The organism is Pectobacterium peruviense (genome assembly GCF_002847345.1).
Classification (GTDB): domain Bacteria; phylum Pseudomonadota; class Gammaproteobacteria; order Enterobacterales; family Enterobacteriaceae; genus Pectobacterium; species Pectobacterium peruviense.
In genome coordinates this window covers 71,504-86,724 of sequence record NZ_LXFV01000058.1, presented here as the reverse complement: position 1 = coordinate 86,724, position 15,221 = coordinate 71,504, and the positions used below count along the sequence as shown (strand labels likewise).

The following is a 15,221-nucleotide window of genomic DNA, read 5'->3' as shown; positions in this document are numbered from 1 at the left end:
CCACTGCGAAGGCTTGGTCAGGTAATCACGGTTCTGATAAAGGTGAGTGAGTAGGGGATCCTTACCGCGCTCTTCTGCCAGCATATCGATCACCGCATCGGCACGCTCCCGTGAACCTTCTCCGCGATCCTTCAGTTCCAGCCAGTTGCTGAATGCCGTATTCAGTGCAGGAGTAATGGGTAAGGCCAGTGCAGTTTGCACATCCTTAGCAAGCTGATCGCGGATCGCTCGGCTTCCCAACAACATACCCAGACCAAATTCGGCGTTGTCTTCGAACAGTGAGTTAGCCCAGGCCGGTCCTTGCCCTTTATGGTTGGTGGTGTAGGGAATGGACGGTGCGCTGGCTCCCCAAATGGAGGAGCATCCGGTTGCGTTCGCGACCAACATGCGATCGCCGAATAGCTGGGTCAACAGCTTGGCATAGGGCGTTTCACCGCAGCCCGCGCATGCGCCGGAAAATTCCAACAGGGGCGTTTCAAACTGGCTGCCTTTTACCGAGATTTTGTTAAAGGGATTACTTTTAGGCGCAAGGGAGAGCACATGCTCCCATAGCGGAATCTGATGACGCTGGCTATCGAGCGGCTGCATTGCCAGTGCTTTGCCGCGTGATGGGCAAATATCGACACAGTTACCGCAGCCGGAGCAATCCAGCGGTGATACTGCCAGATGGTATTCGTAGGCCTTCGCCCCTTGAGCCACCTTACTTAACAGCGCCACTGGGGCATTGCTTCGATCTTCCTGACTCAGCAGAGCGGGGCGAATAGCGGCATGAGGACAGATAAAGGCACACTGGTTGCACTGAGTACAGCCCTCGGGTTGCCATGCGGGCACCTGAATTGCGATACCGCGTTTCTCATAGGCGGCAGTACCGAGAGGGAAAGTCCCATCCTCCATGCCAATAAAGGCGCTGACGGGTAAGTTGTCTCCCTCCTGGCGATTCATCGGTTCCAGAATATTGCGGATAAAATCGGGCAGGACGCGAACTTCTTTGACTTCCACCTCCGGCAGCGTCGCCCAGGCTTCGGGGATTATCACTTCGACCAACGCCTGCATCCCCTCGTCTATCGCCGCGCTATTCATGTCCACCACGTTTTGGCCTTTGCTGCCATAGGATTTGACTACTGCCGCTTTCAGATAGTCGGCGGCGGTTTCTGGCGCAATGATCGCGGCCAGCTTGAAGAAAGCCGCCTGCATAATCATATTAAAACGACCACCTAACCCGAGACGCTGCGCAATGTGTACCGCGTTGAGGGTATAGAAACGGATGGCGTGCTGCGCCAGATAGCGTTTCATGGCGTTAGGTAATTTCGCTGCCAGCTCTTCAGCCGTCCAGGAACAGTTAAGTAAAAAAGTGCCGCCCGGTTTTAACCCCACCAGCAGATCGTATTTCTCCACGTAGCTTTGTTGCGAGCAGGCAATGAAATCCGCATGGTGGATCAGATAAGGCGAGGTAATCGGGCTCTGTCCAAAGCGCAAATGGGAGACGGTAATGCCGCCCGACTTTTTCGAATCATAGGAAAAATAGGCCTGAGCGTAGAGTGGGGTGTGATCGCCAATAATCTTGATGGCGCTTTTGTTAGCCCCCACAGTACCGTCGGAACCCAGTCCCCAAAATTTACATGCGGTCGTTCCTGGTTTCGAGGCGTTGATCGGTGTCGTTGAAACCGGCAACGAGGTGTGGGTCACGTCATCAACAATCCCCACGGTAAAGCTATCTCGCGGCAATGGGCGCTTAAGATTCTCGAATACGGCAACGATGTGTGCTGGCAGAATATCTTTTCCTCCCAGCGCGTAGCGTCCACCGACAATCAGCGGCGGTTGTGCATGACGGTAATAGGCATTTCTCACATCGAGGCATAAGGGCTCAGCTTGAGATCCCGGCTCTTTGGTGCGGTCGAGTACCGCGATGCGTTGTACGGTTTCTGGGATGTGGGCAAAGAAATGCGGCAGAGAAAACGGGCGGTAGAGATGTACCGTCAGCAGCCCCACCTTTTCCCCTTGCTGATTCAGATAATCGACGGTTTCCTGAATGGTCTCGCACACCGACCCCATGGCGATGATCAACCGTTCGGCATCCAGCGCGCCGTGGTAGTTAAACAGATGGTATTCGCGCCCGGTGAGGTGGGTGATTTGCGCCATATAGCCTTCCACCATCTCAGGCAGCGCGTCATAAAAGCGGTTAACGGCTTCGCGTTCTTGAAAGTAAATATCCGGGTTTTGTGCCGTCCCTCGAATCACTGGGTGATCGGGATTCAGGGCGCGACGGCGAAAGGCATTCAGCGCGTCACGATCCAATAACGGTTCTAGTTCTTCATAGTCCAGCAGTTCGATTTTTTGGATTTCGTGCGAGGTGCGAAATCCATCGAAGAAATTGATAAAAGGCACACGGCCTTTGATGGCGGTAAGGTGCGCCACGGCGGAGAGATCCATCACCTGCTGCACGCTGCTTTCTGCCAGCATGGCGCAGCCCGTTTGACGTACCGCCATCACATCCTGATGGTCACCAAAGATGTTCAACGAATTGGTAGCCAGCGCGCGAGCACTGACATGAAACACGCCCGGCAGCAGCTCGCCGGCAATTTTGTATAAATTGGGGATCATCAGCAGCAGTCCCTGCGAGGCGGTGTACGTGGTGGTCAAGGCCCCGACTTGCAGAGCACCATGCACCGCGCCAGCAGCTCCGGCTTCGGACTGCATTTCTATCAGGCGTACCGGTTGACCAAACAGGTTCTTTTTACCCTGTGCGCTCCATTCATCTACGTTTTCTGCCATGGGGGTAGAAGGGGTGATGGGATAGATGGCTGCTACGTCGGTGAAGGCGTAAGAGATATACGCCGCAGCGGCATTCCCATCCATCGTTTTCATTTTTCGGGTCATGCGGGATTCCTCTTGGTTGGGAGCAGGTGACACGTTGGGCGCAGGTGAAAATGGGCAATGACAGGCCGCGCCCCTGATTCACCGTCTCAGCGAGTCAGTAGCACAGCCTGTGCCATGTCGAGTTATAGAAAAAATGACACTATTTTTTAATGGGTTAACTTGAGTGGTTGCCGCGAATGTCACAGGGATAGGGTGAGGAATTGCGTGGAATAAGACAGAAACAGCCACATCCTGTCGGGCTGCCAACAAACTGTCGTGGTGATGCGGGCTGAACAGGCACGCCGACACGCTCAGCCCCCTCTCTGGCCACAATTGTTCTCTTTACAACAATTGGTTCGCTGATTGTCTTGTGTTTGTCTCGCCTTTTACGCCTCTTCTTTTATTAATATCATGAAATTCAATGCATTAATGATATTGGCCCGGCTGGTATGTTCCCTGCAACGGTTAGGACGTGCATCACGCATTCAACCCGAAACAGGAGAAGACACCATGGCTATGCGTCAATGTGCCATTTATGGCAAAGGGGGGATTGGCAAATCCACCACGACTCAGAATTTGGTCGCCGCACTGGCGGAAATGGGTAAGAAGATCATGATCGTCGGTTGTGATCCGAAGGCGGATTCAACCCGTTTGATTCTGCACGCCAAAGCGCAGAACACCATTATGGAGATGGCTGCAGAGGTCGGTTCGGTTGAAGATCTCGAATTGGAAGATGTGCTGCAAATCGGTTACGGCAACGTACGTTGTGCAGAATCAGGTGGCCCAGAGCCGGGCGTTGGCTGTGCTGGGCGTGGTGTTATCACCGCCATCAACTTCCTTGAAGAGGAAGGTGCCTATGTCGACGACCTCGACTTCGTGTTCTATGACGTGCTGGGGGACGTGGTATGCGGCGGCTTCGCGATGCCGATCCGTGAAAACAAGGCGCAGGAAATCTACATCGTGTGCTCGGGAGAGATGATGGCGATGTACGCCGCCAACAATATCTGCAAAGGGATCGTGAAATACGCCAAAACCGGCAAGGTGCGTCTGGGTGGCCTGATCTGTAACTCACGTAACACCGATCGTGAAGATGAACTGATCATCGCTCTGGCAGAAAAAATCGGCACCCAAATGATCCATTTTGTCCCGCGCGACAACATCGTACAGCGCGCCGAAATTCGCCGTATGACCGTGATCGAGTATGACCCGAACTGTAGTCAGGCTAATGAATATCGCCAACTGGCACAGAAAATTGTCGCTAACACCATGAAGGTTATACCGGTGCCCTGCACCATGGATGAGCTGGAAGAGCTGCTGATGGAATTCGGCATCATGGAGGAAGAGGACACCACTATCATTGGTAAGACTGCCGCCGAAGAGAATGCTGCCTGATCGCTTAACCCCGTCATAGGCCGCCGTGAGGGGGCAGTTGACGCAGAAGGAACATTGGAATGGCAAATGCAACGAGTGAACGCAATCAGGCGATCATCCAGGAAGTGCTGGAGGTTTTCCCTGACAAAACGCGTAAAGAGCGTAAGAAACACATGATGGTGGCCGATCCGGCGCAGGAGGGCGTCGGAAAATGTCTGGTTTCCAACCGTAAATCCCAGCCGGGGGTGATGACGGTTCGCGGCTGCGCCTACGCCGGTTCCAAAGGTGTGGTATTTGGGCCGATCAAGGACATGGCCCATGTTTCCCACGGGCCGATTGGCTGCGGTCAATATTCCCGTGCGGGGCGTCGTAACTACTACAACGGCGTTAGCGGCGTTGACAGCTTCGGTACTCTCAATTTCTCCTCCGATTTTCAGGAGAAGGACATCGTGTTTGGTGGCGATAAAAAGCTCACCAAATTGATCGAGGAACTGGAACTTCTGTTTCCGTTGACCAAAGGCATCTCCATTCAGTCGGAATGTCCGGTGGGGCTGATTGGGGATGATATCGAAGCGGTCGCGAATGTTAGCCGTGAAGCTATCGGCAAACCTGTGGTTCCGGTGCGTTGTGAAGGCTTTCGCGGTGTGTCGCAGTCGCTAGGTCACCATATCGCCAACGACGTGATCCGCGATTGGGTGCTGGATAACCGTGAGGGTAAACCTTTTGAATCAACGGCCTATGACGTCGCGATTATCGGTGACTACAACATCGGCGGCGATGCCTGGGCTTCACGCATTCTGCTGGAAGACATGGGGCTGAGAGTCGTGGCGCAATGGTCCGGCGACGGCACGTTGGTGGAGATGGAAAACACCCCCTATGTGAAGCTGAATCTGGTTCACTGCTACCGCTCTATGAACTACATCTCACGCCATATGGAAGAAAAGCATGGCATTCCCTGGATGGAATACAACTTCTTCGGGCCGACCAAAATTGCCGAATCACTGCGCAAGATTGCCTTGCAGTTTGACGAGACGATTCAGAAAAACGCCGAAGCGGTAATTGCTCGCTATCAGGCGCAAACGGATGCGGTGATCGCCAAATACCGTCCGCGACTGGAAGGGCGCAAAGTCCTGCTCTATCTCGGCGGGTTGCGTCCACGCCACATTATCGGGGCGTACGAAGATCTCGGTATGGAGATTATCGGAACCGGCTATGAGTTTGGTCATAACGACGATTACGACCGGACGTTGCCTGATTTGAAAGAGGGCACGTTGCTGTTCGATGACGCCAGCAGCTATGAGCTGGAGGCGTTTGTCAAAGCCTTAAAACCGGATCTGGTCGGGTCGGGGATCAAGGAGAAGTATATCTTTCAGAAAATGGGGGTGCCGTTCCGCCAGATGCATTCCTGGGATTACTCCGGCCCTTATCACGGCTATGACGGTTTCGCCATTTTTGCCCGCGATATGGATATGACGCTCAATAACCCGAGTTGGCAAGCGTTGACAGCCCCGTGGCTGAAATCAGCCTGATTCTTATTATCCTGATATCCCGTTAGTTCACAGATGAGTGGCGCGGGAGGAGAGCACCATGAGCCAAACTGCAGAGAAAGCCCAGTCCTGCTACCCCTTGTTCGAGCAGGAGGAATACCAAACGCTGTTTCACAATAAACGCCCATTGGAAGAGGCGCATGATGAGCAGCGGGTACGCGAGGTCTTTGAGTGGACCACCACGCAAGCGTATCAGGAACTGAATTTTAAGCGCGAAGCGCTAACCATTGATCCCGCGAAAGCCTGCCAGCCTTTAGGCTCTGTGCTGTGTTCTCTCGGCTTTGCCAACACCTTGCCTTATGTTCATGGTTCGCAGGGGTGTGTTGCCTATTTTCGTACTTACTTCAACCGTCATTTTAAAGAGCCGATCGCTTGCGTTTCGGACTCAATGACGGAAGATGCCGCCGTATTCGGGGGGAATAACAACCTGAACGCGGGTCTGGAGAACGCCAGCGCGCTTTACAAACCGGAGGTCATTGCGGTTTCTACCACCTGTATGGCGGAAGTCATCGGTGACGATCTTCAGGCGTTTATCGCCAATGCCAAGAAAGATGGCTTTGTCGATGCCGACATGCCGATCCCTTATGCCCATACCCCCAGTTTTATCGGTAGCCACATCACCGGCTGGGACAATATGTTTGAGGGCTTCGCCCGTACCTTTACCGTGGGGGAAGATAAACATTATCAGCTGGGTAGCCTGCCGCGCCTTAATCTGGTGACGGGATTTGAAACCTATCTGGGGAACTATCGGGTATTGAAACGCATGATGGCTGACATGGGCGTCCCCTGTGCCATTCTGTCCGACCCTTCCGAAGTGCTGGATACGCCTGCCGACGGCCACTACCGCATGTATGCCGGGGGGACTACTCAGCAAGAGATGCGTGATGCGCCGAACGCCATTGATACGCTGTTATTGCAGCCGTGGCACCTGATCAAAACCAAGAAAATGGTTCAGGATGTCTGGAATCAGCCTGCCACCGAGGTGTCAGTCCCTATCGGATTAAGCGCAACGGATAAACTCCTGATGACCATCAGTGCGCTGACCGACGTGCCGATCGGTGAAGCATTGACGCTGGAACGTGGACGGCTGGTGGACATGATGCTTGATTCACATACCTGGCTGCACGGTAAACGTTTCGGTTTGTATGGCGACCCGGATTTTGTCATGGGGCTGACACAGTTCTTGTTAGAACTCGGATGCGAGCCAACGGTGATCCTGTGCCACAACGGCAACAAACGCTGGCAGAAAGCGATGAAAAAAATACTGGAAGCATCACCCTATGGGCAGGAAAGCGATGTGTACATCAATTGCGATCTGTGGCATTTCCGCTCGCTGATGTTCACCAAACAGCCCGATTTTATGATCGGCAACTCCTACGGAAAATTCATTCAGCGCGACACGTTGGCGAAGGGTGAGCGGTTTGAAGTACCGCTGATTCGCCTCGGTTTCCCGCTGTTTGATCGCCACCATCTGCACCGCCAAACAACCTGGGGTTATGAAGGCGCAATGTCGATTCTCACCTCTCTGGTCAATGCGGTATTGGAAAAGCTGGATCGCGACACCATGAAGCTGGGAAAAACGGACTACGGCTTTGATCTTGTTCGCTAATCGTGTGGTTATTTTGACCGCCATATCGGCCCGACGTTGTTCGGGCCGTCACATGCAGCAAAGGAGGACGCGATGCCGATGGTGATTTTTCGTGAACGCAATGCACAACTGTATTGCTATATCGCCAAACAAGATCTGGAAGCGAGAGTGACCGGGATTGAATTCGATAGCCACGAACGTTGGGGTGGTGAGGTTGAACTGGAAGGGGGCAAACGTTACTACGTTAATCCGCAAGCAGAGAAACCTGCTTTTCCGATCAGTTTACGTGCCACACGGCCTGATGTGGTATGAACAGGAGGGGAGCATGTCTGATGATGATCGTCTGTTCTGGCGGTTGTTTGCGCTGATTCAATGCTTGCCGGAACTCTCGCCACCGCAGTTATTACACTGGCTCAATCAGGGGGAGGATGTCTCTCTGGATGTGGCGTTTCTCATGTCCCTGAATCAGCCGCAACTGCTGGCCACGTTTCCTGGCGATCCCGCGATCCTGACGCGCAGCCGCTGGCGGGATGTGATGGCTTGCCTGCGGGGCGAACTGCCACCGCATCTGGCTGTGGTCTCGCCGAAGGGACGTCAGCCGCAGTTACTGGCTGCATTTTCGTCACAGGATGGCATGACCATCAACGGACATTTTGGTCAGTGTCGGCTGTTTTTTATCTATGCGTGTGACGAGGCGGGGTACTGGCTACATGGGCTACGCCGTTACCCTAGCGAGTCAGGGGAACAAGAGGGGAATGAAATCCGTGCGCAACTGTTGGAAGGGTGCCATTTGCTCTTTTGCGAAGCGATTGGTGGTCCAGCGGCAGCGCGCATTATTCGCCATAATGTGCACCCGATGAAAGTCCCACCGGGCACCTCTATTCTGTCACAGTGCGATGCCCTGCAAGCGCTGATGGCGGACCGTCTCCCACCCTGGTTGGCGAAACGGTTGGAAAAAGGCAATCCGCTGGAGGAACGGATATTTTAGCCCGCAAGTATTTAGCCCACAAGTAAGGGCTCCGTTTGGGAAACGGAAATTATCGTACGTTAAGGGTAAAATCTAACCTTCAACTGAAAATATCCAGGGATAAAAAACTACGCGAAAGCGTAGTTTTTGTGGAAAACAGAGGGGCTATTATTGGTCGTTAATAAATTTCACAACCAGTGGATTCAACGGTGCCGGACATTCCTCGGGTAGCCAGTGTACACACCCATGCCAACACATGCCCCTCGACCTTTTTTACGACCTCTTATAAGAAAGTAATGGCGCCCTGAAAAAATATAATCAAGCTGTTTACGATGAGCGCTCCCCCGCAGGGAATCCATGGTTCTTGGCACGAAAGGCAATAATCAGAGCAACGATTAATAGAGCAAGTAGGGCCCAGGGTAAAGAACTGGCTCCTTCATGTCTGAGCAGAAGCCCGCCTGTAAGGCCACCAAGAGCGATAGCGCTATTCCAGGTCACCACATTCATTGAAAGCGCAATATCAGCATGCTCACCCGCCGTATCTGCCAGGGCTGTTTGCAGTAATGTTGCAGCGCCTCCGAACGTCAGGCCCCAGACTGCTATTCCGGGATAAATCACGGCGGGGGACGTGGCAGAAATACCAAAAATGATCGAAACAAGGGCGAATACTGAAAGTGAAAGAAGCACGGCAATACGCAGGCCGGAGTCTATCACCCTACCGGTGATGAAAATCCCGACCATCGCAGCCAGGCCAAAAACCAGCAGGACAATATCCACGCTTGATGAAAGCCCTGCCTGGGACAGGAAAGGGGCGATATAGGTATACAAAATATTGTGCGCAAGCATCCAGGTCAAAACCACTCCCAGAATAGGACGGATACCGGGGATCAACAGGACAGAAGTGAGACGCATTTTTTGCCGGGTGGCCTGCCCTGGATAATCAGGCACAGCCAGAATGATCCAGGCCATCAGTGCCACGGATAATCCGGACATAACGGCGAAAGTCAGACGCCACCCCAGGAGATCCCCCAGCCAGGTTCCTGCAGGCACGCCGAGGGAAAGTGCGACAGGGGTACCAATCATTGCCAGCGTAAGAGCCCGTCCCTGAAGTGGAGGAGCAACCATTCTTCTTGCATAGCCCGCAATTAAACTCCATGCCAGCCCAGCAGCCGCACCGGCAAGAAACCGGGCGCACATAATGACAACAACGCTATCAGATAAAGCCGTCAGGCTGTTGAAGAGCAGAAAGCCGCCCACCGTGGTAAGCAAAACCAGGCGTCTGGACCATGCCTGGGTCATGATAGTCAGGGGAATGGCGGCCAGAAGTGAACCCGCTGCATAAGCGGTTACCATCTGCCCGGCAACGGATGGTGATATATTAAGGCCAGAACTTATGCCAGGCAAAAGACCCGCTGGGATTGTTTCGGTCAATATACAGATGAAACCCGTCATGGCCAGTGCCAGTAAAGCAAAAACAGGCAGGCTATCAGCCCCATCATTTTGCGTATGTTTTTTCATATAAAATAACTCTCCAGAAGGTTTCTCACCCTGCGTGGATTTCACAAGGCAGCTATAAATGATCATTAATGTATCGATCGGTATATATGTTGAGTGTCGGGAGGGAGAGTTGTCAATGAGTTTTGTATCGATTAGTATATATTTAAGGAGGGCAGGATCATGAAAACAGGCAGACCAAGGCAGTTTGACAGAGATGAAGCTGTCGTACAGGCAATGCATCTTTTCTGGGAACAGGGTTATGAGGCAACATCACTTGCCCATCTGAAGGCCTCGATAGGCAAAGGGATCAGTGCGCCCAGTTTTTATGCGGCGTTTGGTTCGAAAGCTTCTCTTTTTAACGAGGCGGTTGATTGTTATCTGAAAACACATGCACAGGTAACATCATCGCTTTGGGATCCCAACCTGCCTCCACGACAGGCGCTGGAGATGGCATTAACGAATTCGGCAAAAATGCAGTATGAACCCGGTCATCCCCGGGGATGTATGGTTGCGCTGAGCGTAATGCCCCTATGCTCTGATGAAAACGGGGATCTCCTGAAGCCCCTTGCTGAGTCAAGGCGTCACACCAGGGAGGGAATAAAGAATTGCTTACAGAGAGGCATAAACAGCGGTGAGCTTGTTAATGGTGAGGACACCCTTTCCCTGGCGGTCTGTTTTGACAGTTTTCTGGTGGGAATATCGACGCTCGCCCGGGATAATGTGCCGCTGAAAGAGACACTACGGGGCATCGCGCAAATAATGAAATTATGGGACACCGCACGTTTGTAGCGTGTAATCAAACCCGTATGCGGTTCTGTCTTCGATGTGTCTGACCCTAATCGTGTTGTTCTATCTGCTTGATCAATTGCTGTTAGTCAGTACAAAAAACAACCGTAACGTACAATATTTTCCATTTCCCAAATGGAGTCCAGTAACACCACTCCCCCTCAATATTCCGCTATTGTCGCCTTTGTTACAAAGGCGAAAAACCTATCTGATTGAAATTAATAAATTAATTTATGGCCTGTGAATTGCACAAAAAGAGTTGAGTAAGGTCAACCGACTCGACGAGGGCAAAATGAAGGGAAATGAAATTTTGGCGTTGCTCGATGAGCCCGCCTGCGAACATAACCATAAACAAAAATCGGGATGCAGTGCGCCTAAACCTGGCGCGACGGCAGGCGGCTGTGCGTTTGATGGGGCGCAAATTACGCTGCTGCCGCTGGCGGATGTTGCCCATCTGGTGCATGGCCCTATCGGTTGCGCGGGCAGTTCATGGGATAACCGTGGTAGCCAAAGTTCCGGGCCAGCGATCAATCGTTTGGGGTTTACCACCGACCTCAACGAGCAGGATGTGATCATGGGGCGTGGTGAACGGCGGCTGTTTCATGCCGTGCGCCATATCGTGGAGCGATACGACCCTGCCGCCGTTTTTATCTACAACACCTGTGTCCCGGCGATGGAGGGCGATGATATTGAGGCGGTGTGCCGGGCAGCGTCAGTCGCAGTAGGGGTTCCGGTGATTGCGGTGGATGCCGCCGGATTCTACGGCAGCAAGAATCTGGGTAACCGTCTGGCAGGAGAAGTGATGGTAAAACAGGTGATTGGGACGCGTGAGCCTGCGCCGTGGCGGGATGACACACCGTTTTCCCCTGCACAGCGTCACGATATTGGCTTGATTGGTGAGTTCAACATTGCTGGCGAATTTTGGCATGTGCAGCCGCTGCTGGATGAGCTGGGTATCCGCGTGTTGGGCAATTTATCCGGCGATGGGCGCTTTGCCGAAATCCAGACGATGCATCGCGCTCAGGTCAACATGCTGGTGTGTTCGCGTGCGTTGATCAACGTGGCGCGCACGCTGGAACAACGTTATGGCACGCCGTGGTTTGAAGGCAGCTTCTATGGTGTGCGTGCCATGTCCGATGCGCTGCGCCAGCTCGCGGGCATGTTAGACGATCCCGACCTGATGCAGCGTACGGAAACCGTGATTGCGCGAGAAGAAGCGACGGCGCAACAGGCGTTGGCTCCGTATCGTGAACGCCTGCAAGGGCGCAAGGTACTGCTCTATACCGGAGGCGTAAAATCCTGGTCGGTGGTCTCGGCTTTGCAGGATCTCGGTATGATCGTGGTGGCGACTGGGACACGTAAATCTACCGAGGAAGACAAACAGCGTATCCGCGAACTGATGGGGGATGATGCCATCATGCTGGATGAGGGGAATGCGCGCACCTTGCTGGATGTGGCGTATCGCTATGGCGCTGACCTGATGATCGCCGGGGGACGCAACATGTACACCGCCTATAAGGCTCGGTTGCCATTTCTCGATATCAATCAGGAGCGCGAGCACGCCTACGCAGGGTATCGCGGTATTGTGACGCTGGCGGAACAGCTATGCCTGACGCTGGAAAGCCCGATTTGGGCGCAGACTCATCAACGTGCCCCCTGGCATTAGGAGCAAACTATGGCTCAGGTTATTCGTAACAAAAAGCCGCTGGCGACCAGTCCAATTAAAAGCGGGCAGCCTCTGGGGGCGATTCTGGCCAGTCAGGGCATCGAACACTGCATTCCTCTGGTTCATGGCGCTCAGGGTTGCAGCGCCTTTGCCAAGGTGTTTTTTATTCAGCATTTTCACGATCCCATTCCGCTACAGTCCACCGCCATGGATCCAACCACGACGGTGATGGGGTCAGACAGCAATATTTTGACGGCCTTGACCACGTTGTGTCAGCGCAATGCACCTAAGGCGATTGTGATCATCAGTACTGGCTTGTCGGAAGCACAAGGCAGCGATATGACGCGAGCGGTAAGCGAATTCCGCGCTGATAATCCGCGTTTTAAATCGATAGCGTTGCTCACGGTCAATACGCCAGATTTCTATGGGTCGCTAGAAAATGGCTACAGCGCAGTGCTGGAAGGGGTGATTGCACAATGGATCCCAGAAAAACCGCCCGCAGGTATGCGCAACCGCCGCGTTAACTTGCTACTCAGCCATGTGTTTACGCCGGGGGATGTGGAGCTTATCCGCAGCTATGTCGAGGCGTTTGGCCTGCAACCGATACTGCTACCGGATCTGTCACAGTCGTTGGATGGTCATCTCGCGAGTGGCGATTACCAATCTGTTACCCAAGGCGGGGCGGTGTTACGCAATATTGAACAGATGGGGCAAAGCCTGAGCACCATCACGCTGGGTGTGTCGCTCCAGCGTGCGGCGGGTTTACTGGCGCAACGCAGTCGTGGCGTGGCATTAAATTTACCGCACCTGATGACGCTTGCGACTATGGATGCTTTTATCCATCACCTGCAACAGCTTTCTGGGCGTGACGTACCGGCCTGGATTGACCGTCAGCGAGGTCAGTTGCAGGATGCGATGATCGATTGTCATATGGCATTACAGGATAAAGCCATCGCGTTGGCCGCAGAGGGGGATGTGCTGGCGGCCTGGAGCGACTTCGCCCTTAGCCAAGGCATGGTGCCGGGACCTGTGGTCGCGCCCGTGAGCCAACCTGGGTTACTGAATCTGCCGGTTGAGCAGGTTCTGATCGGCGATCTGGAGGATATGCAGGATCTGCTGATTAAAACCCCCGCGCATCTGCTGGTCGCCAATTCTCATGCTGCAGGGTTGGCTGAGCAATCTGGTATTCCGCTGATTCGTGCTGGGTTTCCCATATATGACCGTCTTGGCGAATTTCGTCGTGTGCGCCAAGGATATGCAGGCATGCGCGATACGCTGTTCGAATTGGCGAATCGGTTGCTGAATGAACATCATCCGGTGCCTGCTTATCACTCGCCACTGCGTCAGCAATTTCCGGCAGTGAGGCGTCAGGGGGTGGAACATGCAGCATGTTAACCGCAATCTCAGCACCATCAGTTCAGCGGTGTGGTCGATGCAAGTCGCTTTCGCCAGCTCAGATTACCACCATGTGGACCAGCATTTTGGCGCGACGCCACGTCTGGTGGTTTATGGCGTCAAACAACATGAGGTCAAGCTGCTGAAGGTGGTGGATTTTAACGTGGAATACGGGCATGGCGAAGACAAACTCGCCAGCCGTATCAGTGCATTGGAAGAGTGTGTCACCCTTTATTGTGTGGCGATTGGCGAGACGGTATTCCGTCAATTGTTGCAGGTCGGCGTTCGCGCCATCCGCGTGCCAGAAGCGACCTCCATTGCACAGCTATTGCAGCAAATCCAACAATGCTGGGTGGATAGTGAACAAGCTACCCGACGTCGCCAACGGGATCCGGATCGCTTCCAACAACTGATGGTGGAAACCGAATGGCGTGAGGAAGATGACGCCTCCTGAATCATTACGGCATAACCCGCAACAATGTCGTCTGTACGACAAAACCGACATAAACCGCGACATTCATCGCGGTTTTTTTTATAGCGAATTCCCCCATCACATTGATTGTAATGTGTTTTTGTGAATGGCATCACATTTGCTTGTTTTGAGCTAACCCGTCCATAACGCCTATGCGGGGGCCGGAGCCTTAGGGTTCTGCTTATCTGCATCGTAGGGAGCTGAGAGCATGTGGAACTATTCCGAGAAAGTGAAAGACCATTTTTTTAACCCGCGTAACGCCCGCGTGGTGGAGCAGGCGAATGCCGTGGGTGATGTCGGCTCGCTCAGTTGCGGCGATGCCTTACGGTTGATGCTGCGTGTGGATCCGGGCACGGAAACCATTCAGGAGGCCGGTTTTCAAACCTTCGGCTGCGGGAGCGCGATTGCTTCCTCCTCGGCGCTGACTGAGTTGATTATTGGCCGCACTCTGCATGAGGCGGAGCAGGTCACCAATCAGCAAATCGCAGATTATCTCGATGGGCTGCCGCCAGAAAAAATGCACTGTTCTGTGATGGGGCAGGAAGCGCTACGTGCGGCTATCGCCAATTACCGGGGTGAGACGCTGGAGGATGACCATGAGGAAGGGGCGCTGATTTGCAAATGCTTCGCCGTGGATGAAGGCCAGATTCGTCGTGCGGTGGTGACGAATGGCTTGACCACCTTGGAAGAGGTAATCAACTACACCAAAGCGGGCGGCGGTTGCACGGCGTGCCATGAAAAGATCGAGCTGGCATTGGCGGCAATTATCGAAGAACAGGCGGCGCTGCCTGAAAAATTCAAGGTGCCGGAGGCAGAGACTTCCGCGTGGCGGCTGGTCGCTGACGTGGTGGCGGAACTGCGTCCGTATATTCAGGCTGATGGCGGTGACATGGCGCTACTCAACGTCAGCGACCATCAGGTGACGGTCAGCCTGTCTGGCAGTTGCCAGGGATGCATGATGACCGACATGACGCTGGCCTGGCTGCAACAAAAGCTGGTGGAGCGCACGGGGCGCTATATGGAAGTGGTTGCGGCACAGGCCGCGTGAGCTTATTGACTGTTCAGCGAGGCAGCGC

12 protein-coding genes are annotated in these 15,221 nt (G+C 53.6%); 10 read left to right on the top strand and 2 right to left on the bottom strand.

Annotated features, from left to right (window positions below; all coding sequences use genetic code 11):
- A partial coding sequence (gene nifJ, locus A0G03_RS21055) for a pyruvate:ferredoxin (flavodoxin) oxidoreductase (protein WP_101749551.1) occupies positions 1–2,877 on the bottom strand: 2,877 nt, incomplete at its 3' end.
- Between the two features lie 489 nt (positions 2,878–3,366).
- On the opposite strand from nifJ, the gene nifH reads away from it, so the two are divergent.
- From nifH to A0G03_RS21030, 5 genes are all read left to right on the top strand, one after another.
- Complete coding sequence (nifH, locus tag A0G03_RS21050) at positions 3,367–4,248, top strand: nitrogenase iron protein (protein WP_011094487.1); 882 nt, start codon at positions 3,367–3,369, stop codon at positions 4,246–4,248.
- Positions 4,249–4,307: 59 nt separating this feature from the next.
- Positions 4,308–5,756 carry a nitrogenase molybdenum-iron protein alpha chain gene (gene nifD, locus A0G03_RS21045; RefSeq protein WP_048259545.1) on the top strand — a complete coding sequence of 483 codons (1,449 nt, stop codon included), beginning with the start codon at positions 4,308–4,310 and terminating at the stop codon, positions 5,754–5,756.
- A 58-nt stretch (positions 5,757–5,814) separates the two neighbouring features.
- Positions 5,815–7,383, top strand: coding sequence for a nitrogenase molybdenum-iron protein subunit beta (nifK, locus tag A0G03_RS21040; RefSeq protein WP_048259546.1), 1,569 nt, complete (start codon positions 5,815–5,817; stop codon positions 7,381–7,383).
- A 72-nt stretch (positions 7,384–7,455) separates the two neighbouring features.
- Positions 7,456–7,674 carry a putative nitrogen fixation protein NifT gene (gene nifT / locus A0G03_RS21035; protein WP_039292650.1) on the top strand — a complete coding sequence of 73 codons (219 nt, stop codon included), beginning with the start codon at positions 7,456–7,458 and terminating at the stop codon, positions 7,672–7,674.
- Between the two features lie 13 nt (positions 7,675–7,687).
- A complete protein-coding gene (locus A0G03_RS21030) occupies positions 7,688–8,350 on the top strand; it encodes a NifB/NifX family molybdenum-iron cluster-binding protein (RefSeq protein WP_048259547.1) in 663 nt (220 codons plus the stop codon).
- A gap of 306 nt (positions 8,351–8,656) precedes the next feature.
- Here the strand turns inward: A0G03_RS21030 and A0G03_RS21025 are convergent, their stop codons facing one another.
- Complete coding sequence (locus tag A0G03_RS21025) at positions 8,657–9,847, bottom strand: MFS transporter (protein WP_048259829.1); 1,191 nt, start codon at positions 9,845–9,847, stop codon at positions 8,657–8,659.
- A gap of 159 nt (positions 9,848–10,006) precedes the next feature.
- On the opposite strand from A0G03_RS21025, the gene A0G03_RS21020 reads away from it, so the two are divergent.
- The 5 genes from A0G03_RS21020 to nifU all read left to right on the top strand — a co-directional run bounded on the left by A0G03_RS21020 (position 10,007) and on the right by nifU (position 15,193).
- Entirely contained in the window at positions 10,007–10,615 is a 609-nt protein-coding gene (locus A0G03_RS21020; RefSeq protein WP_080965226.1) for a TetR/AcrR family transcriptional regulator, read from the top strand.
- Between the two features lie 289 nt (positions 10,616–10,904).
- The gene (nifE, locus tag A0G03_RS21015) at positions 10,905–12,278 is read left to right on the top strand and encodes a nitrogenase iron-molybdenum cofactor biosynthesis protein NifE (RefSeq protein ID WP_048259549.1); all 1,374 of its coding nucleotides are present in this window, start codon (positions 10,905–10,907) and stop codon (positions 12,276–12,278) included.
- 9 nt (positions 12,279–12,287) lie between these two features.
- On the top strand, positions 12,288–13,673 hold the full coding sequence (nifN, locus tag A0G03_RS21010; RefSeq protein ID WP_048259550.1) for a nitrogenase iron-molybdenum cofactor biosynthesis protein NifN: 1,386 nt from the start codon (positions 12,288–12,290) through the stop codon (positions 13,671–13,673).
- The gene (locus tag A0G03_RS21005; protein WP_048259551.1) at positions 13,660–14,127 is read left to right on the top strand and encodes a NifB/NifX family molybdenum-iron cluster-binding protein; all 468 of its coding nucleotides are present in this window, start codon (positions 13,660–13,662) and stop codon (positions 14,125–14,127) included. The genes nifN and A0G03_RS21005 overlap by 14 nt, the downstream gene beginning before the upstream one ends.
- Before the next feature lie 226 nt (positions 14,128–14,353).
- Positions 14,354–15,193, top strand: coding sequence for a Fe-S cluster assembly protein NifU (nifU, locus tag A0G03_RS21000; RefSeq protein WP_048259552.1), 840 nt, complete (start codon positions 14,354–14,356; stop codon positions 15,191–15,193).
- Positions 15,194–15,221 lie beyond the last annotated feature (28 nt).

Excerpts from the sequence above, each read along its gene's own strand:
- nifH (WP_011094487.1), top strand. The coding sequence starts at position 3,367 with ATGGCTATGCGTCAATGTGCCATTTATGGCAAAGGGGGGATTGGCAAA.
- nifD (WP_048259545.1), top strand. The coding sequence starts at position 4,308 with ATGGCAAATGCAACGAGTGAACGCAATCAGGCGATCATCCAGGAAGTG.
- nifK (WP_048259546.1), top strand. The coding sequence starts at position 5,815 with ATGAGCCAAACTGCAGAGAAAGCCCAGTCCTGCTACCCCTTGTTCGAG.
- nifT (WP_039292650.1), top strand. The coding sequence starts at position 7,456 with ATGCCGATGGTGATTTTTCGTGAACGCAATGCACAACTGTATTGCTAT.
- A0G03_RS21030 (WP_048259547.1), top strand. The coding sequence starts at position 7,688 with ATGTCTGATGATGATCGTCTGTTCTGGCGGTTGTTTGCGCTGATTCAA.
- A0G03_RS21025 (WP_048259829.1), bottom strand. The coding sequence starts at position 9,847 with ATGAAAAAACATACGCAAAATGATGGGGCTGATAGCCTGCCTGTTTTT.
- A0G03_RS21020 (WP_080965226.1), top strand. The coding sequence starts at position 10,007 with ATGAAAACAGGCAGACCAAGGCAGTTTGACAGAGATGAAGCTGTCGTA.
- nifE (WP_048259549.1), top strand. The coding sequence starts at position 10,905 with ATGAAGGGAAATGAAATTTTGGCGTTGCTCGATGAGCCCGCCTGCGAA.
- nifN (WP_048259550.1), top strand. The coding sequence starts at position 12,288 with ATGGCTCAGGTTATTCGTAACAAAAAGCCGCTGGCGACCAGTCCAATT.
- A0G03_RS21005 (WP_048259551.1), top strand. The coding sequence starts at position 13,660 with ATGCAGCATGTTAACCGCAATCTCAGCACCATCAGTTCAGCGGTGTGG.
- nifU (WP_048259552.1), top strand. The coding sequence starts at position 14,354 with ATGTGGAACTATTCCGAGAAAGTGAAAGACCATTTTTTTAACCCGCGT.